The sequence below is a fragment of the Pseudomonas sp. Pseusp9 genome (assembly GCF_059491265.1).
Window position 1 is genome coordinate 2,919,272 of sequence record NZ_CP168500.1, and the last position, 20,729, is coordinate 2,940,000.

Annotated in this window: 17 protein-coding genes and 1 pseudogene (1 of these 18 cut by a window edge); 7 read left to right on the forward strand and 11 right to left on the reverse strand. The window is 59.0% G+C overall.

Translation table 11 applies throughout. The features are described from left to right. Window positions 1-188: 188 nt before the first annotated feature. Window positions 189-281: pseudogene (locus ACEN8E_RS13155) on the forward strand (LysR family transcriptional regulator); the annotation flags it as partial. 330 nt (window positions 282-611) lie between these two features. On the opposite strand, the gene ACEN8E_RS13160 reads toward ACEN8E_RS13155, so the two are convergent. The 8 genes from ACEN8E_RS13160 to ACEN8E_RS13195 form a co-directional block, all read right to left on the reverse strand. Next, on the reverse strand, window positions 612-1,178 hold the full coding sequence (locus ACEN8E_RS13160; protein WP_495592985.1) for a GIY-YIG nuclease family protein: 567 nt from the start codon (window positions 1,176-1,178) through the stop codon (window positions 612-614). Window positions 1,179-1,343: 165 nt separating this feature from the next. Further along, the gene (locus ACEN8E_RS13165; protein WP_495592986.1) at window positions 1,344-2,156 is read right to left on the reverse strand and encodes an endonuclease NucS domain-containing protein; all 813 of its coding nucleotides are present in this window, start codon (window positions 2,154-2,156) and stop codon (window positions 1,344-1,346) included. 993 nt (window positions 2,157-3,149) lie between these two features. Continuing rightward, the gene (locus ACEN8E_RS13170; protein ID WP_495592987.1) at window positions 3,150-4,121 is read right to left on the reverse strand and encodes a peptide ABC transporter ATP-binding protein; all 972 of its coding nucleotides are present in this window, start codon (window positions 4,119-4,121) and stop codon (window positions 3,150-3,152) included. Continuing rightward, a complete protein-coding gene (locus ACEN8E_RS13175) occupies window positions 4,121-5,089 on the reverse strand; it encodes an ABC transporter ATP-binding protein (protein WP_495591435.1) in 969 nt (322 codons plus the stop codon). Before ACEN8E_RS13175 ends, ACEN8E_RS13170 begins: the two co-directional genes overlap by 1 nt. A 10-nt stretch (window positions 5,090-5,099) precedes the next feature. Then, entirely contained in the window at window positions 5,100-6,011 is a 912-nt protein-coding gene (locus ACEN8E_RS13180) for an ABC transporter permease subunit (RefSeq protein ID WP_495591436.1), read from the reverse strand. A gap of 10 nt (window positions 6,012-6,021) precedes the next feature. Continuing rightward, a complete protein-coding gene (locus ACEN8E_RS13185; protein ID WP_495592988.1) occupies window positions 6,022-7,032 on the reverse strand; it encodes an ABC transporter permease subunit in 1,011 nt (336 codons plus the stop codon). A 206-nt stretch (window positions 7,033-7,238) separates the two neighbouring features. Then, on the reverse strand, window positions 7,239-8,840 hold the full coding sequence (locus ACEN8E_RS13190) for an ABC transporter substrate-binding protein (RefSeq protein ID WP_495592989.1): 1,602 nt from the start codon (window positions 8,838-8,840) through the stop codon (window positions 7,239-7,241). Between the two features lie 260 nt (window positions 8,841-9,100). After that, window positions 9,101-9,667 (reverse strand): helix-turn-helix domain-containing protein, encoded by a 567-nt coding sequence (locus ACEN8E_RS13195; protein WP_495592990.1) that lies wholly within the window; start codon window positions 9,665-9,667, stop codon window positions 9,101-9,103. A gap of 161 nt (window positions 9,668-9,828) precedes the next feature. On the opposite strand from ACEN8E_RS13195, the gene ACEN8E_RS13200 reads away from it, so the two are divergent. The 3 genes from ACEN8E_RS13200 to ACEN8E_RS13210 all read left to right on the forward strand — a co-directional run bounded on the left by ACEN8E_RS13200 (window position 9,829) and on the right by ACEN8E_RS13210 (window position 12,768). Then, a complete protein-coding gene (locus ACEN8E_RS13200) occupies window positions 9,829-11,046 on the forward strand; it encodes a M24 family metallopeptidase (RefSeq protein WP_495592991.1) in 1,218 nt (405 codons plus the stop codon). A 514-nt stretch (window positions 11,047-11,560) separates the two neighbouring features. Continuing rightward, on the forward strand, window positions 11,561-12,130 hold the full coding sequence (locus tag ACEN8E_RS13205) for a lipid-binding SYLF domain-containing protein (RefSeq protein ID WP_495592992.1): 570 nt from the start codon (window positions 11,561-11,563) through the stop codon (window positions 12,128-12,130). A gap of 224 nt (window positions 12,131-12,354) precedes the next feature. Continuing rightward, window positions 12,355-12,768, forward strand: a complete 414-nt coding sequence (locus tag ACEN8E_RS13210) for a response regulator (RefSeq protein WP_495592993.1) — start codon at window positions 12,355-12,357, stop codon at window positions 12,766-12,768. Between the two features lie 183 nt (window positions 12,769-12,951). Here ACEN8E_RS13210 and pgi read toward each other — a convergent pair whose 3' ends face one another. From pgi to ACEN8E_RS13225, 3 genes are all read right to left on the reverse strand, one after another. Beyond that, window positions 12,952-14,616 (reverse strand): glucose-6-phosphate isomerase, encoded by a 1,665-nt coding sequence (gene pgi / locus ACEN8E_RS13215; protein ID WP_495590307.1) that lies wholly within the window; start codon window positions 14,614-14,616, stop codon window positions 12,952-12,954. 77 nt (window positions 14,617-14,693) lie between these two features. Continuing rightward, window positions 14,694-16,292 (reverse strand): choline dehydrogenase, encoded by a 1,599-nt coding sequence (locus ACEN8E_RS13220; RefSeq protein WP_495592994.1) that lies wholly within the window; start codon window positions 16,290-16,292, stop codon window positions 14,694-14,696. 72 nt (window positions 16,293-16,364) lie between these two features. Beyond that, window positions 16,365-17,855 carry an APC family permease gene (locus ACEN8E_RS13225; protein WP_495592995.1) on the reverse strand — a complete coding sequence of 497 codons (1,491 nt, stop codon included), beginning with the start codon at window positions 17,853-17,855 and terminating at the stop codon, window positions 16,365-16,367. A 225-nt stretch (window positions 17,856-18,080) separates the two neighbouring features. Between ACEN8E_RS13225 and ACEN8E_RS13230 the strand changes: the two genes are divergently transcribed. From ACEN8E_RS13230 to ACEN8E_RS13240, 3 genes are all read left to right on the forward strand, one after another. Then, window positions 18,081-19,112 (forward strand): SIS domain-containing protein, encoded by a 1,032-nt coding sequence (locus ACEN8E_RS13230; RefSeq protein ID WP_495592996.1) that lies wholly within the window; start codon window positions 18,081-18,083, stop codon window positions 19,110-19,112. Then, window positions 19,109-20,023: an ROK family protein gene (locus ACEN8E_RS13235; RefSeq protein WP_495592997.1), complete on the forward strand. Its 915-nt coding sequence runs from the start codon at window positions 19,109-19,111 to the stop codon at window positions 20,021-20,023. Before ACEN8E_RS13230 ends, ACEN8E_RS13235 begins: the two co-directional genes overlap by 4 nt. Window positions 20,024-20,106: 83 nt before the next feature. After that, window positions 20,107-20,729, forward strand: partial view of a DeoR/GlpR family DNA-binding transcription regulator gene (locus tag ACEN8E_RS13240; protein WP_495592998.1) — the 5' portion only. Its footprint extends 166 nt past the window's final position; the window shows 623 of its 789 coding nt (coding positions 1-623); its start codon is at window positions 20,107-20,109; its stop codon lies beyond the right edge, outside the window.

Below are 20,729 nucleotides of genomic sequence, written 5' to 3' on the forward strand. Positions count from 1 at the left end.
CGCCTGGCCCGGGCGCTGCCTCTGGAGGGCCTGTTCTGGGTGACCCGCCTTTTGTTCTGATAGTTATACCCTTTGTAACCGGCCTTGGAACTTGCGTTGACGTACGGGCTGCCGGCGCTCCCTGGCGAGGCGCGGGCCTGACTGCTCGCCTTCGAGGATGTGGCACATTTCGTTGTAGTCGCACTCGCATCTCGGTCTACACACTGACCGAAACACGGCTGCTTCCTGCGAAGACCCGGCAGTTCATCGAGTTCATACGCGACCATCTCAACAGTGCTTGATGCCTGACGACAGGATAGGGGCATCCCGACGCAAACGAATGTCTCCTTCTGGCCCAAGGTGTGTAAAAACGCATGTGCCGTTTTGAAGTCTGCGTTGCTACATAGAATCTGCTGGTACCTGTGTAATCAGCAGACCAGAAATTTGCGCAGGCGCGCGATTTTGTTCCAGTCCCGACTGCCAAACGTGTTCTAAAACGTTTTTACACAGCCTCGACCGGTTTCCGCCGGTCTCGGCAGGCAGCAATCGGCCAGAAGCTGCCTATCAGATCCAGTCGGCATGAGTGGAGGCTTAGAGTCGAGAAAGCAAATCTGTGACCAATTCCTCTGTCCTTAAATCCTCTCGAAAAACAGACCTCGAATCTCCAGCTGACCTGCCTTCTTCCACTTTATCCGTGCGGCTTGGCGGCCAGGAGTTGCTTCTCCGAATAGCTCGAGCCATGCATTTCGAAAGCTCTTGTATATCACCCCATTGACCCTGCATTGGGGGCTGTCCAGACGTGCTGCCCGCACCTCCGGAATGTTCCAGCCGTTCATTCTGGTCGGGACTTTGCTGTGGCCCTCGATGTCGCACACCTCATAGCCCTTACCCAACGGCGACTCCAGCGCGGCGTGGAGGAGGTTACTCACCAGGCGCAGGTAGCCAATACGAAAACATTCCGTATGGCCATCAGTGATGCGACTCGCCCCCTTACCGCGTGCGTTTTGTAGTGAGCGCAGGATTAGCAACTCGATGTGACGCGCGGCTTCGATACTTGGCAGCTTGTAGAGCGTACCCTCGGCGACGATGAAGTCTTGGCGGGTGTGCTTTTGGAGACGGCTGGTAGGCACCTTGCTGATACCAACCTTGAACACATCGCCGCCACTGTGGACGAGCAGGTATAAGTACCCATTGGACATGGTCAGTACTCCGAAAGTCGGGACGTATTTATTTTCTTTAGCCTAGCCATGCCTGCCCCCATGCAGTTCCAGGGCAGAAAAAGTAAATCCATCCACTTTCCGCACCAGTACTTCAAAAATCTTGAGAAGCTAGTTGGATAGGCTCCTGTGGCAATCGAAAGAGACTTACATCAAGCGAAGTGAGCGATCAACGACAAGCTTGGCCTGCTGCAATGCCAAACCGAACTCTATGGATTTCTGCAACGGCACGTCCCACCAAATATGCTCATGGGAGCTTGATGCCTGGGTCTTGCATTTGCGCCTAAACCCGTGGCACGAAAGAAACTCAATAAAATCACTTCGGAGGACAACACCGGACGAAATGTAGCAGTGACGATGCTTGCGATTTACACCACCAAGTTTTACTCCGCGGTAGTAAACAGCGGTTTGCATCCTTCCCGACTGCACAATGAAATGCATTGTTCTTTCGAGTCCGCGCAATAGCGAGGCCGTGGGGTGCGGCATTTCACTGAACGCCCCCTCATTGTCGATTGCTTCCCATAGGCCTGACTTTCCAGTGCCTCCATGTAGTACGCCGGCAGCTCTGCGTTCGCCAATAAGATCTTTTTCACCAAGACCGCGCGCCAACATCAGTGCCTCACATTTCGAATATGAGATAGCAAGCGTCTTGACCCCTGCGTTTTCGGCTTGCTCCGCGACCTGGAAGGGTATCTCATGAGCAACAACCCATGGCATTACTGTGGCGCCATCCAGCAAGGCAGACAGTTCTTTGGAATAGCGTATGGCTTGAGTGATTGCGTCCGGCTTAGCGCGCCCCTTCTTCAGTTCGATGAGATGACGATTTCCAGCACCATCCGCAATTAGCATATCTAAACGTCCAGAGGGCAGCGAAAGTTGTTGAGCAAGCAGACCCCAGCCAGTTCCGAAAATATCCTCCAAACAGCTTCTAACAAGTATCTCAAGGGCTCGCTCATGCATGGTGAATAACTCCGACTGCGGTAATCATAGAGCTTCCTGTTTCCGTCCGACGGTGTGACTAACCGGCAGAGGGGAAAAAGAAAGAGCGGCAAGTTCTGTAGTTTTTGTTCACCGCCTCTGGCCGTGGCTATTGACTGAGATCAGGAAAAACGCCTGAGAAGGTATGCATTAGTTCCCATCAAAATGACCATTACAGTTAGCTGCTTGGGCTGCTTGCGGCCGGCCAGGTGCTGGCGAAGGCGCGATCAGAGGTCGCCCGACGGCAGGAGGCGATAGATTCGAAGGGCAGTTAGTGGCCGATTGCAGCTTTTCGTTAATGATAAGGACGACTGCACGCCTGAGTTAAAGGAAGAGCAAGAGAGAAAATAAATCTGCCCCCTTTTGGTACCCGTGCTGAACACATTTTTCAGGAGTCCCAGGCTCTAATGTTTTAAGATAAAAAACTATAAACCCAATTGCCAACGCTATCAGCGGCCAAAGCGCACTTGCGATTACGGCAACAATGATAGAGGGCAGCCATCCCAGGCCGCACCAAGCAAAAAACCATATTCGGATATGCAATATATCCAACTTGGCTGCCGGCCAGACTCATGCGCGCCAAGGTGGTGGTGTCGGTCAGGAGCTTCATATGGGCTCACCACAAGAGGTCGCGGCGACCTCAGAGCCGAGGGATTACTGCTTCCCTCGGTTTCAATATGCGCCCCGGCCAAGGTGGTCACCGTTGACATGCGTCAATGATTTTTTGAAAACCAGGCCGCTCCTGACCAACGGATGACCAGCTCGCAGAACGTTTTAGCCAATCTGTTGCATCGACCGGTTGAATCCACAGTCGCCTACTGCCTTTCGTCACGGGCAGCAATCGGCCAGGAGCGGACGTTGACGGAGATCTCCTTTCACAGGGTTGTCCGTCAGATCTGTCCAGGAAACCCGGGGCGCTCAGTCCGTCGGCTGGCGTGGGGGCGGACAAGGGCGTGGCCTGTCAACCCCGCTGGCTCAGTCGTTGATGTCTTCCGCGTAGTGGCAAGCCACCTGGCGCCTGTCGAGCGGGCGCAGGGCCGGTTCTTCAGTGCTGCAGCGTTCGGTGGCGTACGGGCAGCGCTTGTGGAAGGCGCAGCCGGACGGCGGGTTCAGCGGGTTGGGCAACTCGCCGACGATCTTGATCTTCGGCTTGTTCGGGTCCGGGTGAATCGTCGGCGTGGCCGACAGCAGTGCCTGGGTGTAAGGGTGCAGGGGACGTTCGTAGATGTCGTTCTTCGGCCCCATTTCCACCGGGCGCCCGAGGTACATCACCATCACGTCATCGGCCACGTGCTGCACCACCGCCAGGTTGTGGGAAATGAACACGTAGGCGGTGTTGAACTCTTGCTGCAGATCCATGAACAGGTTGAGCACCTGTGCCTGGATCGACACGTCCAGTGCCGATGTCGGTTCGTCCGCCACCAGCACTTTCGGTTGCAGCATCATGGCGCGGGCCAGGGCGATCCGCTGGCGCTGACCGCCGGAGAACATGTGCGGGTAACGCTGGTAGTGCTCGGGACGCAAGCCCACCTGTTTCATCATCGCCTGGACTTTCTCACGGCGTTCCGCGGCGCTCAGGTTGGTGTTGATCAATAATGGCTCTGCAAGCTGATCACCGACTTTCTGCCGTGGGTTCAACGAGGCGTAAGGGCTCTGGAACACCATCTGCACGTCTTTGCGCAGTTGCTTGCGCTGGGCCTTGTCGGCACCGGCGACTTCCTGCCCGGCAATTTTCAGCGAGCCGGAGGACGGCTCCTCGATCAGGGTCAGGGCACGCGCCAGGGTGGATTTGCCGCAGCCCGATTCACCCACGACGGCGAGGGTCTTGCCAGCTTCCAGTTCGAACGATACGCCGTTGAGGGCGCGCACGGTGGCGTGTCCCTTGAACAGGCCTCGGGACACCTCGTAGTGACGGGTCAGGTCGCGGGCGGTAAGAACGACGGCCATTACGCCACCTCCTGGTTCAGCGGGTAGAAGCAGCGCGCGAGGCTGTTGCTTTTCGGGTCAAGTGCCGGACGTTGTTGACGGCAGTTGTCTTTCACGTAGGGGCAGCGTGGCGACAGCAGGCAACCCTGCGGACGGTCGTAGCGACCGGGAACGATGCCCGGCAGGGTCGACAGGCGCGAGGCGCCCAGGCTGTGTTCCGGAATCGCCTTGAGCAGCGCTTCGCTGTACGGGTGTGCCGGAATGTCGAACAGTTGCGGCACCTGACCGACTTCGACCGCTTGGCCGGCGTACATCACGCACACGCGCTGGGCGGTTTCGGCGACGACGGCGAGGTCGTGGGTGATCAGCACCAGGCCCATGTTCTGCTCTTTCTGCAACGCCAGCAGCAGGTCCATGATCTGCGCCTGAATGGTCACGTCGAGGGCCGTGGTCGGTTCGTCGGCGATCAGCAGTTTCGGCTCGCCGGCAATCGCCATGGCGATCGCGACACGCTGGCTCATACCGCCGGACAGTTGATGCGGGTAGGCGTCCATACGGCTGGCGGCACCCGGGATTTCAACCTTTTCCAGCAGTTCGATGGCGCGCTTGCGCGCCGCCTTGCCGGACATTTTCAGGTGCAGGCGCAGGACTTCTTCGATCTGGAAGCCGACGGTGTAGCTCGGGTTCAGCGCGGTCATCGGGTCCTGGAAGACCATGGACAGGTCTTTGCCGACGATTTGCCGACGCTGGCGATTGTTGAGCTTGAGCATGTCCTTGCCGTCAAAGCTGAGCGAGTCGGCGGTGACGATGCCTGGATGCTCGATCAGCCCCATCAGCGCCATCATGGTCACGGATTTGCCGGAACCGGACTCGCCAACGATGGCCAGCACTTCGCCCTTGTCCACTTTCAGGTCGAGGCCATCGACGACTGGCGTGGCGTTTTTGTCGCCGAAGCGCACGTTGAGATTCTTGATTTCTAACAGTGACATGGGAATCTCCTCAGGCGGCGTTCTTGAGTTTCGGGTCCAGCGCATCGCGCAGGCCGTCGCCCATCAGGTTGATTGCCAGCACGCTGAGCAAAATGGTCAAACCCGGCAGGCTCACCACCCACCAGGCGCGTTCGATGTAGTCGCGGGCCGAAGCCAGCATGGTGCCCCACTCAGGGGTTGGCGGTTGTACGCCAAGGCCGAGGAAGCCCAGGGCGGCGGCATCGAGGATCGCCGAAGAGAAGCTCAGGGTCGCCTGCACGATCAGCGGTGCCATGCAGTTGGGCAGCACGGTGACGAACATCAGGCGCGGCAGGCCGGCACCGGCCAGGCGCGCGGCGGTCACGTAGTCGCGGTTCAGTTCACCCATGACCGCAGCACGGGTCAGGCGAACGTAGGACGGCAGGGACACCACGGCGATGGCGATCACGGTGTTGATCAGGCCAGGGCCGAGGATGGCGACGATCGCCACGGCCAGCAGCAGGGACGGCAGGGCCAGCATGATGTCCATCAGACGCATGATGGTCGGGCCGACCACGCGCGGGAAGAACCCGGCGAACAGCCCCAGCAGGATCCCCGGGATCAGCGACATGACCACCGACGACAAGCCGATCATCAAGGACAGGCGCGAGCCGGTGATCAGGCGCGACAGCAGGTCGCGACCCAGTTCGTCGGTGCCGAGCAGGAACTGGAGCTGCCCGCCTTCCAGCCAGGCCGGCGGGGTCAGCAGGAAGTCACGGTATTGCTCGCTCGGGTCGTGAGGAACAACCCACGGCGCGAAAATGGCGCAGAAAATCACCAGCAGCATGAACATCAGGCCGGCGACGGCACCTTTGTTCTTGGAGAACGCTTGCCAGAATTCTTTGTACGGCGACGGGTACAGCAGGCTTTGATCGACTGCTACCGATGGAATTGGAGTGGTCATGGTCATGATCTCAGCGCTGATGACGGATGCGTGGGTTGGCAAAGCCGTAGAGGATGTCCACGACGAAGTTGACCACAATCACCAGGCAGGCGATTAACAGGATGCCGTTTTGCACGACGGGATAGTCCCGGGCGCCAATGGCTTCGATCAGCCATTTGCCGATGCCGGGCCAGGAGAAGATGGTTTCGGTCAGGACCGCACCGGCGAGCAGGGTGCCGACTTGCAGGCCGACCACCGTCAGTACCGGAATCAGGGCGTTACGCAGGCCGTGCACGAACACCACGCGCGACGGCGACAGGCCCTTGGCTTTGGCGGTGCGAATGTAGTCTTCGCGCAACACTTCGAGCATCGACGAGCGGGTCATCCGCGCGATCACCGCCAGCGGGATGGTGCCGAGCACGATGGCCGGCAGGATCAGGTGGTGCAGGGCATCGAGGAACGCGCTGACGTCATCGGCCAGCAGCGTGTCGATCAGCATGAAGCCGGTGCGCGGCTCGATGTCGTAGAGCAGGTCGATCCGCCCGGACACCGGGGTCCAGCCCAGGCTCACCGAGAAGAACATGATCAGGATCAGGCCCCACCAGAAGATCGGCATCGAGTATCCCGCGAGGGAGACCCCCATGACCCCATGGTCGAACAGGGACCCTCGCTTGAGTGCCGCGATCACCCCGGCCAGCAGGCCCAGGATGCCGGCGAACAACATGGCGGCCGTGGCCAGTTCCAGGGTCGCGGGGAACAGGGAGCTGAACTCGGACCAGACGCTTTCACGGGTTCGCAGGGATTCACCGAGGTCGCCGTGGGCCAGTTTGCCGATGTAATCCAGGTACTGGGCATACAGGGGTTTGTTCAGACCTAGGCGTTCCATTGCCTGAGCGTGCATTTGCGGGTCGACTCTGCGTTCGCCCATCATGACTTCCACGGGGTCGCCAGGGATCATGCGAATCAGCGCGAATGTCAGCAAGGTGATGCCGAAAAACGTGGGGATCAGTAACCCCAGTCGGCGGGTAATAAAACTCAGCATTTGGGCGACTCACTCCTTGTTTTTTTTGTAATGCCGGTCATCGTGCTGGCCGTTCTCAGCAGTTCAGGCTGCGTGAGTAAAGGCTCCGGCTCGACGTTTTCCGGTGTGGCGCTTGATTTTTTTCGTTGTAGCCGGTGAGAAAGTCCTCGCCGGTCTGGCGCCGGCTCGAGGAAGGCGAAGGGGGCCGCTTGGCCGGCCCCTGTCGCTCACTGTTCGTTGTGGACGCCGTAGAAGCTGCTGAGTCCGAAGGGGCTGATCTGGAAGTCCTTCACACTGACGCGCATCGGCTGGTAGACCGTGGAGTGGGCGATCGGGGTGATCGGCACCTGCGCTTTGAGGACATGCTGCGCTTCTTTGTACAGCGCGGTGCGCTTTTGCACATCGGCGGTGGCTTCGGCGGCCCTCACCAGTTTGTCGTAGCCATCATCGCACCACTTGGAGAAGTTGTTGCCGTTGACCGCGTTACAGGTGTAGAGGGTGCCCAGCCAGTTGTCCGGGTCACCGTTGTCGCCGGTGAAGCCGATCAGCATGGCGTCGTGCTCGCTGGCGTGGCCGCGCTTGATGTACTCGCCCCATTCGTAGCTGACGATGTTGGCCTTGATGCCGATTTTGGCCCAGTCGGCCTGGAGCATTTCGGCCATCAGCTTGGCATTGGGGTTGTAGGGGCGCTGCACCGGCATGGCCCAGAGGGTGATTTGTGTGCCTTCTTTCACGCCTGCAGCCTTCAGCAACTCCTTGGCCTTCTGCGGGTTGTAGCCGGCGTCCTTGATGGACTCGTCGTAGGACCACTGGGTCGGCGGCAGGCCGTTGACGGCCAACTGGCCGGCGCCCTGGTAAACGGCTTCGATGATGGCTTTCTTGTTTACCGCCATGTCCAGCGCCTGGCGTACTTCGAGCTTGTCGAACGGCTTGTGGGTGAAGTTGTAGGCGATATAGCCAAGGTTGAAGCCTGGTTGACTAGGCATCTTGATGTTCTTGTCTTCCTGCAGCGGCTTGATATCGGCCGGACGCGGGTAGGAGGTGATCTGGCATTCGTTCTTTTTCAGCTTTTGCATGCGCACCGAGGCGTCGGTGGTGATGGCGAAGATCAGATTGTCGATCTTCACGTCTTCAGGCTTCCAGTAATCCTTGTTGCCCTTGTAGCGAATCTGGGCGTCTTTCTGGTACTTGCTGAACACGAACGGGCCAGTGCCGATCGGCTTTTGGTTGATGTCCTGGGCCTTGCCTTCCTTGAGCAACTGGTCGGTGTATTCGGCCGACTGGATCGAGGCGAAGCTCATGGCCAGGTTCTGGATGAACGCTGCGTCGACACCCTTGAGGGTGAATTTGACGGTATGGTCGTCGACTTTTTCGACCTTGGTGATTTTTTCGTTCATTCCCATGTCGGTGAAGTAGGGGAATTCGGTGGGGTAGGCCTTGCGGAACGGCATGTCCTTGTCGAGCATGCGGTTGAAGGTGAACAGCACGTCGTCGGCGTTGAAGTCGCGGGTCGGCTTGAAGTAGTCGGTAGTGTGGAACTTGACCCCGTCGCGCAGGTGGAAGGTGTAGGTCAGGCCATCGGGAGAAACGTCCCAGCTGGTCGCCAGGCCCGGGATGACCTTGGTGCCGCCACGTTCGAACTGCGAGAGACGGTTGAATACGGTTTCGGCTGACGCGTCGAAGTCGGTCCCCGTGGTGTATTGGCCCGGGTCGAAACCAGCCGGGCTGCCTTCGGAGCAGAACACCAGGCTGCTGGCGGCGTGGGTGAAACCGGAGCCGAGTATCAGGCCGGCGACGATCATGGTCTTGAGCGTGGTTTTTTTGCGCATGCGAACCTCATTGTTGTTATTTTTGAGGGCAGCAGATCAGATAGTCCATTCCTGGGGGGATGCACCTGACCCTGCGGCTTTACGGGCTGTAGGCTGCCCGTCATTTGCGAACAGGCAACAGAAGGCCGACGTCCTGGCTCGGGCGGTAGCGCTGAAGGGGGAGGGATGCTCGCGCCGCCACCGGCCGAGGCAAAAATTAAGTCATTCTAAAATTAATTTCAACTTAAATTCAGTGGCACTTACATTTTGGAGGCGATCCGTCAGGCCGTGGGGTGATCGTCGAGCAGGCCCCCCATGGTGGTGACGACCAGCACTTCGGCAACTTCGTCGCCGGAATTGGCGATGGAATGCTGCTTGGTGGAGTCGAAATGCACCGATCCCCCTGGGCCGAGCGGGTAGGTGTGGCCTTCGATGGTGTAGACGATTTGCCCGCAGAGCACATAGGTAAACTCTGCGCCTTCGTGGGAGATGAGCTCGGACTGGTAGCCCACCGCCATGGTCACCTTCATCGCATTGATCAGGTTACCGGGGAAGTTGCTGGACAGGCGCTCGTAGACCAGCGGCTGGCTGCCGATGGAGTACCGCACGCGCTGGCCCTGGTGGGAGTCGGGCTGGGGCTGGGCGGGCTGGTCGAACAGGGTGTTGAGCGGAATGCCCAACGCATTTGCGATTCTCGCCAGCGAGGAGATGGACACGCCAGTGAGGTTACGCTCCGCCTGGGACAGGAAACTGGCTGTGAGGCCTGTTTCAGTGGCGACTTGGTTCAGGGTCTTGTTGGCGGCGCGGCGGTAGCGGCGCAGCCGTTCCCCGATCTGTTCTGCGGTCATCGGCGTGGCTCGTGTTCTGAAAAGGCGCCAGTATAGCGGGCAGCGCATTGCCGAAAAGGCTTTTCGCCTGATTGAAGTTAAGTGACACTGAAAATTCGTATTGACGCCAGTTTAAGTCAGGCTTAAATTTCGTGCTCTGCAACATAATTCGGGAGAACGAGATGACAGTGGGTGTAGGTGGCAAAACTCCGGAACAGGCGCTGGCCGGCCTGGCGAAGATGACCGCGGGCATGCAGCCCATCGGCCTCGACGAATACCAGTCACGCATTGCCAAGGCCCAGGGCCTGATGCTCGAGCAGGGCATCGCCGCCCTCTACCTGAACGCTGGCAGCAACCTGTACTACTTCACCGGGGTGAAGTGGAGCCCGAGCGAACGCATGGTCGGCGCCGTGCTGCCCGCCAACGGCCCGCTGGCCTATATCGCTCCGGCCTTCGAAGAGGGCACCATCCGCGACTTCCGCGAGGTGGATGGGGTTATCCATGGTTGGCATGAGCACGAGAGTCCCTACCGCCTGCTGCTCGATATGCTCGCTGGAATGGGCATTGCCGCCGACGCAGTGGTGGGCCTGTGCCCATCCCTGGCGTTCTTCATGTTCGACGCAATCCGCCGCCTCGGGTCGGGCTTCGAGTTCGTAGACGCTTCTTGCGTGACAAACCTGTGTCGCTATCACAAGTCCGCTGCAGAACTGGCGCTGATGCAGCGCGCCAAAGACATGACCCTGGAAGTGCACAAGGCTGCCGCCAGCATCCTGCGCGCAGGCATCAGCACCACCGAGGTTGCCGAGTTCATCCGCGAGGCGCACCGCAAGGTGGGCGCGCCGGGTTCGACCTTCTGCATCGTGCTGTTCGGCGAGGCCAGCGCCTTCCCCCATGGGGTGAAACACGCGCAGGAGCTCAAGGACGGCGACATGGTGCTGATCGACACGGGCTGCCTGCTCCATGGCTACCAGTCGGATATCACTCGCAGTTACGTGTTTGGCACCCCGAGCGACCGCCAGCGCGCCATGTGGAACCTGGAAAAGGCCGCCCAGCAGGCCGCCTTCGACGCCGCGCGCCTGGGCGAACCCTGCCAGGTGGTGGATGCCGCCGCGCGGCTTAGCCTGGAAGCCGCCGGTCTCGGCCCGGACTACCAGTTACCCGGCCTGCCGCACCGTACCGGACATGGCATCGGCCTGGACATTCACGAAGGGCCCTACCTGGTGCGTGGTGACCAGACGCCGCTGGCCGAGGGCATGTGCTTCTCCAATGAGCCGATGATTTGTGTGCCGGGCGAGTTCGGCATTCGCCTGGAGGATCATTTCTACATGACCGCCACTGGCCCGCGCTGGTTTACCCAGCCGAGCCATTGCGTAGACGACCCGTTCGGGTTGGAGGCCTGAGGGCAGGCTGGTTTTCGTTGATTTTGAAAAGCAGGGAAGGGCGCAGGTCAGAATCTGGCTTGGCAGTTCCTCGGCCATGAGGTCCACGTAGCTCCAGGCAGAAAAAGCAAAGCCCCGCAGGTTCGCGGCCTCGGGGCTTCTATTTTCGCCAACATCCCTTAATGCCGAGCGAACGTGGCGGCGAGACTACCAGCGATTTTTTGATGGTTCACTACGGCGAAAGATGAATTGTGTTCGGTCGGCAGGTCGCCGGAGGAAGGTGGATTTCGGTTGCCCAGGATTGGACGGACTTTCGAGGCAGGGTGGGCTGGCGATTGCGGGCGCTGTGTGCAACACCGCTATTGAACTGATTTGAACATGCATCTGCATAGCATTTGACCAATCACGTATCAGGATTAAGGTCTATTGTCTTTGAGTAGCGACACAATAAAGGTCAGCCCCGTCAGTCTTTGATCCGCGGCGACTGTCATCACTCAGGCTCCTCAACGGCAAGTGCAGAAACGGAGTATTTCTCATGATCAAATACCTTCGAATGATGGCAATGATTTCAATCCTCGCAATCACTGCGGGCTGCCAAATGGATCAATCCACTTCCGCCTCCGGAACGAAGGCTGCGGACGCTGCGATGGACCAGGAAGCGAAAGCGGCGTTACAGAGTTTGTACGCCAATACACCGAAATCGCGCGCCCTGGCGCAGAAAGCCAAGGGTATCCTCGTTTTCCCGGATGTGGTGAAAGCGGGGTTCATCGCCGGCGCTCACCATGGCGAAGGCGAATTGATCGAGAACGGCAAAGTCACGGGGTACTACTCGACGACAGCAGCCTCATACGGCCTTCAGGCAGGCGTGCAGAGGTTCGGGTACGTGATGTTCTTCATGAGTGATTCTGCGCTGCAAGATCTGAAAACTGGCAACGGGTTTGAGGTCGGCGTGGGCCCAAGCATCGTGGTCGAAGATGCAGGCGTGGCCAAGTCGCTGACTACGTCAACGATTCAGTCTGATATCCATGCGTTCATCTTTGATCAAAAGGGCTTGATGGCTGGGGTGGGGCTGCAGGGTTCAAAGATTAGCAAGCTCAGTCGCTGAGACCGTCGGCTATGCACCAGGCTGGTTTTCGGAATGCGGTTGGTTCGGCAGAGCGCCGGGGATGGCTGGGCCAATTCCAGGGCCAGTCTTTCGCGGCGGGTCGGGGGTAGTTCGGGGAATTGCGAGGGTTTGACGGCATTCACAAGCTGGCTGCAACCCCGTGTTTCCCCGTGATGCCGTATCTCCGCCTATTTCGGAGTTCGAACCCGATTAAGGAGCCATGTGTGTACAGTGAACGGGGAAAGCTCTCGCTGGTAATGGGATGGGCGGTCGTTGTTGAGGACGACCCGACAATTCGCAAGTTGATAGTCGATATTCTGAACGAGATCGGTCTCCTTTCCCTGGACTTCGACACTGCCGATGACGCTTTGACCTACTTAAGGAGCATGCCGGACGGTTGCCCGCTGGTGATCACGGATCAAGCTTTGCGAGGTCAACTCCAAGGTGCGGAATTCATAAAGATGGTGAAGGCGAAATGGCCCGCTACCGCTACGATTCTCACCTCCGGTTACTTGCTGGATGCCTCAATAGTGCCTTACTCAACTACGTACCTGGCTAAGCCCTGGTCTATAGATGACCTGGTGACGGCTGTAGTAAACCTGGTTCAGCCTGGTCACCCCTTCGGAAGAACGTCGTGACGGTTTGCGAACCGTGAGTTTGCCTGGCGCTCCGTTTTACATCCTGATGTGAGGACCACCCCGGGCAAATCGTATTGAGAGCTAATGCTTCGACCGAGTGTCTGCTTCTGGCCGATTGCTGCCTGTCGTGAAGGGCAGCAGTCGACCCATAGCTACTGGTTAGCTTCGATTGATTCCGTCAGATCAGCCGCGGTGGCGACCACGGAAGTAGTTGATCAACCCTTGGGTCGAGGCGTCCTCGGCCGGGGTTTCCTCACTGCCGACCAGGCGGTTGTAGACACCTTTGCCCAGCTCCTTGCCCAGTTCCACACCCCACTGGTCGAAGGCGTTGATGCCCCAGATCACGCTTTGCACGAAGACCTTGTGTTCGTACATCGCCACTAGCGCGCCGAGGCGACGCGGGCTGATGCGCTCGACCACCAGGGTGTTGCTCGGACGGTTGCCCGGGATCACCTTGTGCGGTGCAAGCTTTTGCACGTCCGCTTCGCTCATGCCTTTGTCACGCAACTCGGCTTCGGCTTCCGGCAGGGTCTTGCCGAGCATCAGCGCCTGGCTCTGGGACAGGCAGTTGGCGTACAGCCACTGGTGGTGGTCGGACACCGGGTTGAAGCTGACGATCGGCACGATGAAGTCGGCCGGGATCAGTTGGGTGCCCTGGTGCAGCAACTGGTGGTAGGCGTGCTGGCCGTTGCAGCCGACGCCGCCCCAGATCACCGGTCCGGTGTCGGTGGACACGGGCTTGCCGTCCTGGCGCACGCTCTTGCCGTTGGATTCCATGTCCAGCTGTTGCAGGTGCTTGGTGATGTTACGCAGGTAGTGATCGTACGGCAGGATCGCATGGCTTTGCGCACCCCAGAAGTTGCCGTACCACACGCCGAGCAAGGCCAGCAGCACCGGCATGTTCTGTTCGAACGGTGCGCTCTGGAAGTGCTGGTCCATGGTGTAGGCACCGGACAGCAACTCCTTGAAGTTGGACATGCCGATGGCCAGGGCAATCGGCAAACCGATGGCCGACCACAGCGAGTAGCGCCCGCCGACCCAGTCCCACATCGGGAAGATGTTCTCTTCGCGGATGCCGAACGCCACCGCGGCGGCGTTGTTGCTCGATACCGCGATGAAGTGGCGATACAGCTCGGCTTCCGAACCACCCTGGGCCAGATACCAGGCACGGGCGGCCTGGGCGTTCTTCAGGGTTTCGAGGGTGTTGAAGGATTTCGACGAGACGATGAACAGCGTGGTTTCGGCACGCAGTTTCATGGTCAGTTCGTGGAACTCGCTGCCGTCGATATTTGCCAGGTAATGGCAGCGCACGCCTTTCTGGGCGTAGGACAGCAAGGCTTCGGACACCAGCTCCGGGCCGAGGAAGGAGCCGCCGATGCCGATGTTGACCACGTCAGTTATCGGCTTCTCGGTGTAACCGCGCCACAGACCGTCGTGGATGCGGCCGACGAGGTCGGTGATCTGGTTCAGCACCTTGTGCACTTCCGGCATCACGTTGACGCCATTGACCGACAGCTTGTCGCCAACCGGGCGGCGCAGGGCGGTGTGCAGGGCTGGACGGCCTTCGGACGCGTTGACGATTTCGCCGTCGAACAGCGACTTGATCGCCCCCTTGAGGTCGACTTCGTTGGCCAGGCCCACCAGCAAGTTGCGGGTCTCGGCGTTGATCAGGTTTTTCGAGTAGTCGAGAAACAGGCCGCAACTGCTGAGGGTGAATTGGGTAAAGCGCTGCGGATCGGCATTGAAGGCTTCGCGCATGCTGAAATCCTGCATGGCTTGGCGGTGGTCATTCAACGCTTGCCAGGCGGGCAGAGCGGTAACGTCGTGAGGAGTGCGGTAGTACGCCATCGCTGCGGGTTTCCTTGTGCGGGTAATGCATGTAAGCCCACCGCGGTTTTCATCCCGCGGGCGGGCAGCGCCGCTCTTTATCGGGCGGCTATCGAGGCGGCGATTTTCTCTGCCACCATGATGATGGGGGCATTGATGTTGGCCGTTGGAACCCGTGGAAGGATAGAACCATCGACCACCCGCAGACGGCTCACCCCATGTACACGACCCTGGTTGTCGGTGACGGCCATGTCGTCCACGCCCATGCGGCACGTGCTGGTAGGGTGATGCTCGGTGTTGGCCACTTGGCGCAACCACGCGGCCAGCTCGCTGTCCGTCGCCTTGAGGCCGGGGGTGTCCACCGATTCACCGCGATAACGCGACCAGGCCGGCTGCTCGACCATTTCCAGGGTTTTGCGAATGCCATCGACCATCTGCGTAACATCACGCTGATCGGTCAGATAGTTGAAGCGAATCACCGGTTTGTGACGTGGATCGGCTGTGCGCAACGTGATGCTGCCGCGACTGTGCGGGCGCATCTGGCTGACGAAGTATTGGAAGCCGTCGGCGATATGCACCTTGCCGGACTGGAAGTCCGCGAGGAAGGGCAGGAATTCATGCTGCATATTGAAGTAGTCGACGTCGTCGCTGCTCTTGAAGAATGAACCCACCTCGAAGAACGGCGTGGCCCCAAGGCCTGTCTTGAACAGTGACCACTGCACCCCGAGCTTCAATCGACCGAAGGTATTCAACGCTTTGCAAATGGATACGCCGGAGGGTGACTTGAAGCGCAACGGCGCCACCACATGATCCTGCAAGTCGGCACCGACACCGGGCAGGTGCATGCGGGATATCACGCCATGGGCGGCAAGGTCATCGCGGTTGCCGATACCCGATAGCATCAGCAGGTGAGGCGAGCCGATTGTGCCGGCGCAAAGCACGACTTCCCGGGCAGCGTGGATGATTTTCTGCTCGCCCCTGTGCTGCACCGTGACGCCGCTGGCGACACTGCCTTCCAGGTTCACCCGCTTGACCAGACAATTGGTCAGAACGGTCAGGTTTGGCCGGCGGATCGCCGGTTTCAGGTAGCCGAGGCTGGTACTGCAACGCACGCCATCGCGGATGGTTGTTTGGGTGACATGCACGCCTTCCTGATTGCCGCTGTTGTAGTCGCCGGCGTCGTCCAGGCCGAATTGCTGGCCGGCGTCCAGAAACGACTGGTACAGCGGGTGGTCAGCCTTGCTGCGTACCACGGTGATCGGGCCGTCCGCACCGCGTGCAGGGTCAGCGCCATTTTCGAAACTTTCCATCTTGCGGAAGAACGGCAGGCAATCGGCAAAGTCCCAACCCTCGACGCCCAGCGTGCGCCAATGGTCATAGTCCTTTGCACTGCCCCGGACATAGACCATGCCGTTGATCGATGAACTGCCGCCCAGGCAGCGGCCACGTGCCTGGCCGATCACCCGGTCATGCAGTTCGGGCTCGGGTTCGCTCTCGAACTTCCAGTTAAAGACATCGCTTTCAATGGGAAAGGTCAGGGCGGCGGGCATCTTGATGAAAATGCTTTTATCGCTGGGCCCGGCCTCGATCAGGCAGACCGTGACACTGGAATCTTCGGTCAGGCGGTTGGCCAGGACACAGCCTGCCGACCCTGCACCGACGATGACGTAATCAAATTCGTTAACCTTATTGACCATCTTGAGTAACCCAGTAAAAACATGTTTGGCTGAAACAGCCCCGTGAATCCGGGGCTGCCTTGAATCGGGGTGTCAGGCTTTGCGTGCCGCAGACAGATGGGCTGCAGGTGACACCGGTTGCGATGAAGCGTCGGTGCGGTTGTCGTTCTCCACCACGTACTTGGACAGCGTCTTCCAGGTGTCACTGCCGCTGCGCTTGAGATGCACCAGACGCCACAAGCCGAGAATCATCAGCACGACGAAGGCGATCGGTGCGTAACCCACCGGAGGTTCCGGCAGCGGCACGAGCGAGTAGTAAAGAACGGTGAACAGAGCGATGGTCGAGATGATCGGGAAGAGGATATGCACGATGACATTCAAGTCCTTGCGCATGACTGTGGTGAAGAAACGCGCGACACCAATATTGCCCATGAAATAGACGAACACGTAAATGATGGTCGCCAGTGTCGCCAGCATGAAGAAGGCCTGGTCAGGTTGCATGAAGCTGCCGCCAACCAGCGCGACGATCAACGCCAGAATCGTTTGAGTCAGGATCGCCGTGTGCGGAGTGCGGTGCACAGGGTGAACTTTTTTCAGCCAGCCCGGGATCGCTTCGGCACGGGCCATGGCGTACCAATTGCGCGTCGAATCCACAGTGCAGGCGATGCACACCGCGATCCCTGAGTTGAGCAGCGCCAGCAGAATCAGAATCCAGCCGTTGCCCCACAGACGGTGAGCAACGGCGAATGCAGGGCTGTCCTTGGAATCGGCCAGCGTATCAAGGTGTGCAATGCCCCAGCCTGTCTGAATACCCCAGGCGCAGAACACGTAATAGACACCGAGCAGAATCAGCGAACCGATAATGGCTTGCGGGATGACCTTGCGTGGATTACGCGCTTCTTCGGCAACAGCCGCTGCACCTTCCCAGCCCGTGAAAGCGAAAATCGACAACACCACTGCCAGGAAAAAGCCGTGGGAGCTGGTGCTGTTGGCCGGGTTGAACCCCTCCAGCGATACGCCACCTTCACCCGGAGACATCAACCCGCCCACCGCCAGCGCAGCGATGATCAACATCTCCACTACCGACAGCACGGTCAGCATCTTTCCGGAAGTCTTGATGCCTTTGTAGGCGATGAAACCGACGATCAGCAGGATGGCCGCGGCGATGTACTGCCACGGGATGTCTACTCCATAGTTCTTGCTGATTTCAGTTTGCAAAACGTACCCGGTGAAGGCCGCCAGGCCACCTGGAATCAGCGCCACAATCCAGGAATAGAGCCAGCCGACCATGAACCCGGCGCTCGGTCCGACCGTCGCGCTGACGTAGGTATAGAAACCACCCGCAGACGGAAAATGCTTGCCCAATTGCGCCAGGGATACGGCGACGATCAAGCCAATGATAAAAGCCGCGATATATGCCGAGGGCGCGCCGAGACCCGCTTGCTGGGTATTGAAAGCAATCGTTGTGAGCACGCCGACAGCGGGGGCGATCTGGGCAATGCTTTGCATCAGCACGGTGACCAGACCGACAGAGTTACTTTGCAAACCGGTGGCCGGCGCCGAGTGGGGGTGATCGTCGTTCATCGAAATCTCCTCATCTTATTGTGGTACGAGGAGCGGTAATACGCACCGAGCCTCTGAGGACACGAGTATTAATGCACGATAACGTGCAGTCAATACCCTTTATCGAGTAATTCGTCGGATATTGCGGGTGGAAATTTTGCCTTTATCTGTATGTTGTGTGCATTGACTGCACGAAAGCGTGCATATAGGATTGAAAAACACGCACATGGATCTTGGAGTTTCCCGATGCCTTTTACTGCCAGTCCCTATGAACTCGACATTAACGACCAAATTGACGCGCTGGACGCTCAGCTGGCTTATGAGCTGCCGAAAGCCTTGGTGGAACTGGACCTGACGGCCTATGACCGCATCATTCTCACCGGCATGGGCTCGTCCGATTACACTGCGCTGCCGATCGAGCGCGACCTGGCTGCCCGTGGTTTTCCGGTGTGGCGCATCGATGCGGGACGCTTGCTGGATTTCCCGCAACTGATTACGCCCAGCACCTTGTTGTGGGCAACTTCACAGTCGGGCATGAGCGGCGAAATCGTCACCCTGCTGTCGCAGCTGACCGGGGCGAAACGGCCTAAAACCATCATCGGTGTCACCAACGCGGAACACAGCACCCTGGCGCAGGCCTGCGATATTTTGGTGGGGCTCAAGTCCGGGGAAGAGGCAACGGTCAGCTCCAAAAGCTACATCAACACCCTGGTCGCGCAATACCGCATATCCCTGGCGTTGCGGGGCGAAAGTGAAGCACCGCTGCTGGCGACCCTGAACGGTTTTCGGCAGCACATGGCAGGCCTGATCAAGGATCGTCAGCGTGTTCAACAGCTGACCGACAGCGCTTTCGATAACGCCGAGCCACGCTTGGCATTGGTGGGTATTGGTGCGGACGGTGCCACGGCGATGACAGGGGCATTGATACTCAAGGAAGCATGCAAGGTCATGGCCGAAGGGTACTTGGGGGGAGAATTTCGCCATGGGCCACTGGAAACCTCAGGCCCGGGAATGATTGCATTGTTGATTGGCGACGGCACTGACAGCACGCTTGAATCCCTTGCCCAAGACTTGCTGGCCAACGGCACAACAGTGGTGACCATCGGGCCAAAGGCTTACGCTCAGAGCCAACTGTTATCCGCCGCCGGGGACCACGAGATTACCCGCCTGATTGCCGGGATTCTTTATGTCCAGCACTTTACAGTGACCTTTGCGCGAGCCCGGGGTCTGACGCCAGGCGAATTTCTCTACGGCAATAAAATCACGGTGAAACTATGAGTGGGGCAGGTGAGGGTGGCGTTCTGGCTGGTGTCGACATCGGCGGCACCGGCATTCGCGTGGTCGTCCTTGAGGATCGTCGTGAAATCGCTGCCGTCACGCTGGCCACATCGTCTTTCGAACGCTTCGAGCGTCACCAACGCTCGTTGGAACTGGCTCGCAGCATCCGTGCACTTGTCCCGAATGGCAAAACGCTGATGTCGTTGGGGATTGGCGCGAGCGGGCCGGTCGATACTGTGGCCGGGGTCATCGAAAACCCCAGCACGCTGCCTACCTTTTCCACATTGCCGCTGGTGGCGGATTTGTCGGCGCACCTGCAGGTGCCGGTACGTATTGATAATGATGCGGTCACGGCGGCCCTGGGCGAGTTTCATCTGGGGGCCGGTATCGGCAGCCGCAGAATGCTTGCGGTGACGCTCGGAACCGGTGTCGGGGTAGCGTTGCTCATCGATGGCCAGCCGTTGCGAACGGTGAGCGGTGCGCACCCGGAGGGCGGGCATATTCCCGTCGGTCACTCGGACACGCCTTGCTATTGTGGTGTGTCCGGTTGTTGGGAAACCCTGGCCTCGCGCACCTGGTTACAGGCCGAATTGGCGAGGTTGGTGCCCGATATCGCCTATGAACGACATGACTTGGGTTTCTTTCGAGATCTTTGTCAGCGCGACTCTCAAATAGCTCGGCTGTTTGAACAGTACGGGCATCAGGTCGGCCGGGGGCTGGGTGCGTTGATGTCGCTCTACGGACCCGATCTGACGGTGTTGAGCGGTAGTGCGGCGCAGCTTTTTCCGTTATACGAAGACGCTGTCCAGGCTTCGCTGGTCCGTTCGAAAGGCTTCGAGTTAAACGCGCGCATGGTGATATCCGCGTTGGGTGACGGGGCGGGAGCCATAGGCGCGGCGCTTCTGTCCTGACAGTCAGCTGCTTTGCGTTCAAGGGGTGAAATAGCTACTCTTTGCACGCAATCGCGCAATTCCTCTAAGCAGATGGGCAGAAAATGACAGCGTCCGAACGGCGGCTCCAGATCTTGGAACTCATAAAAGAACGTGGTTACGTCAATGCCGCCGAGTTATCCGAAATGTTCTCGGTCGACAGTTCCACCATCCGCCGGGATCTGTCATTCCTGGAGAACAATGGCAAACTGATTCGCACCCATGGTGGCGTGCTCCCTTCGCAGGGTGCTGATAAAGGCGATACGCCTTACAACGTGCGACGCAGCATGCATGAGCAGGGCAAAGCCGCCATTGCCCGGGCCGCACTGGACTACATCGAGGACGGTCAATCGATCATTCTCGATAACGGCTCGACGGTGTTTCAGTTGGCGCTGGCCTTGAAAGCCCGCAAGAACATCACAGTCATTACCAATGACCTGATGATCGCGATGCAGCTCTCCCAGCACCCGAGCATCACTTTGCACGTCGCCGGCGGCATGATGCTCAACAATGTTTTCACCCTGGTCGGGCCCGACACCGTGCAAAAATTCGAGAACATCCACACTGACTGGGCATTCCTGGGGGCCGAAGGCGTGCATCCGGAAAGTGGTATCACCAATATCAACACGGTCGAAATTCCGATCAAGCAAGCGATGATCGCCTCGGCCAACCAGACCATAGTCCTGGC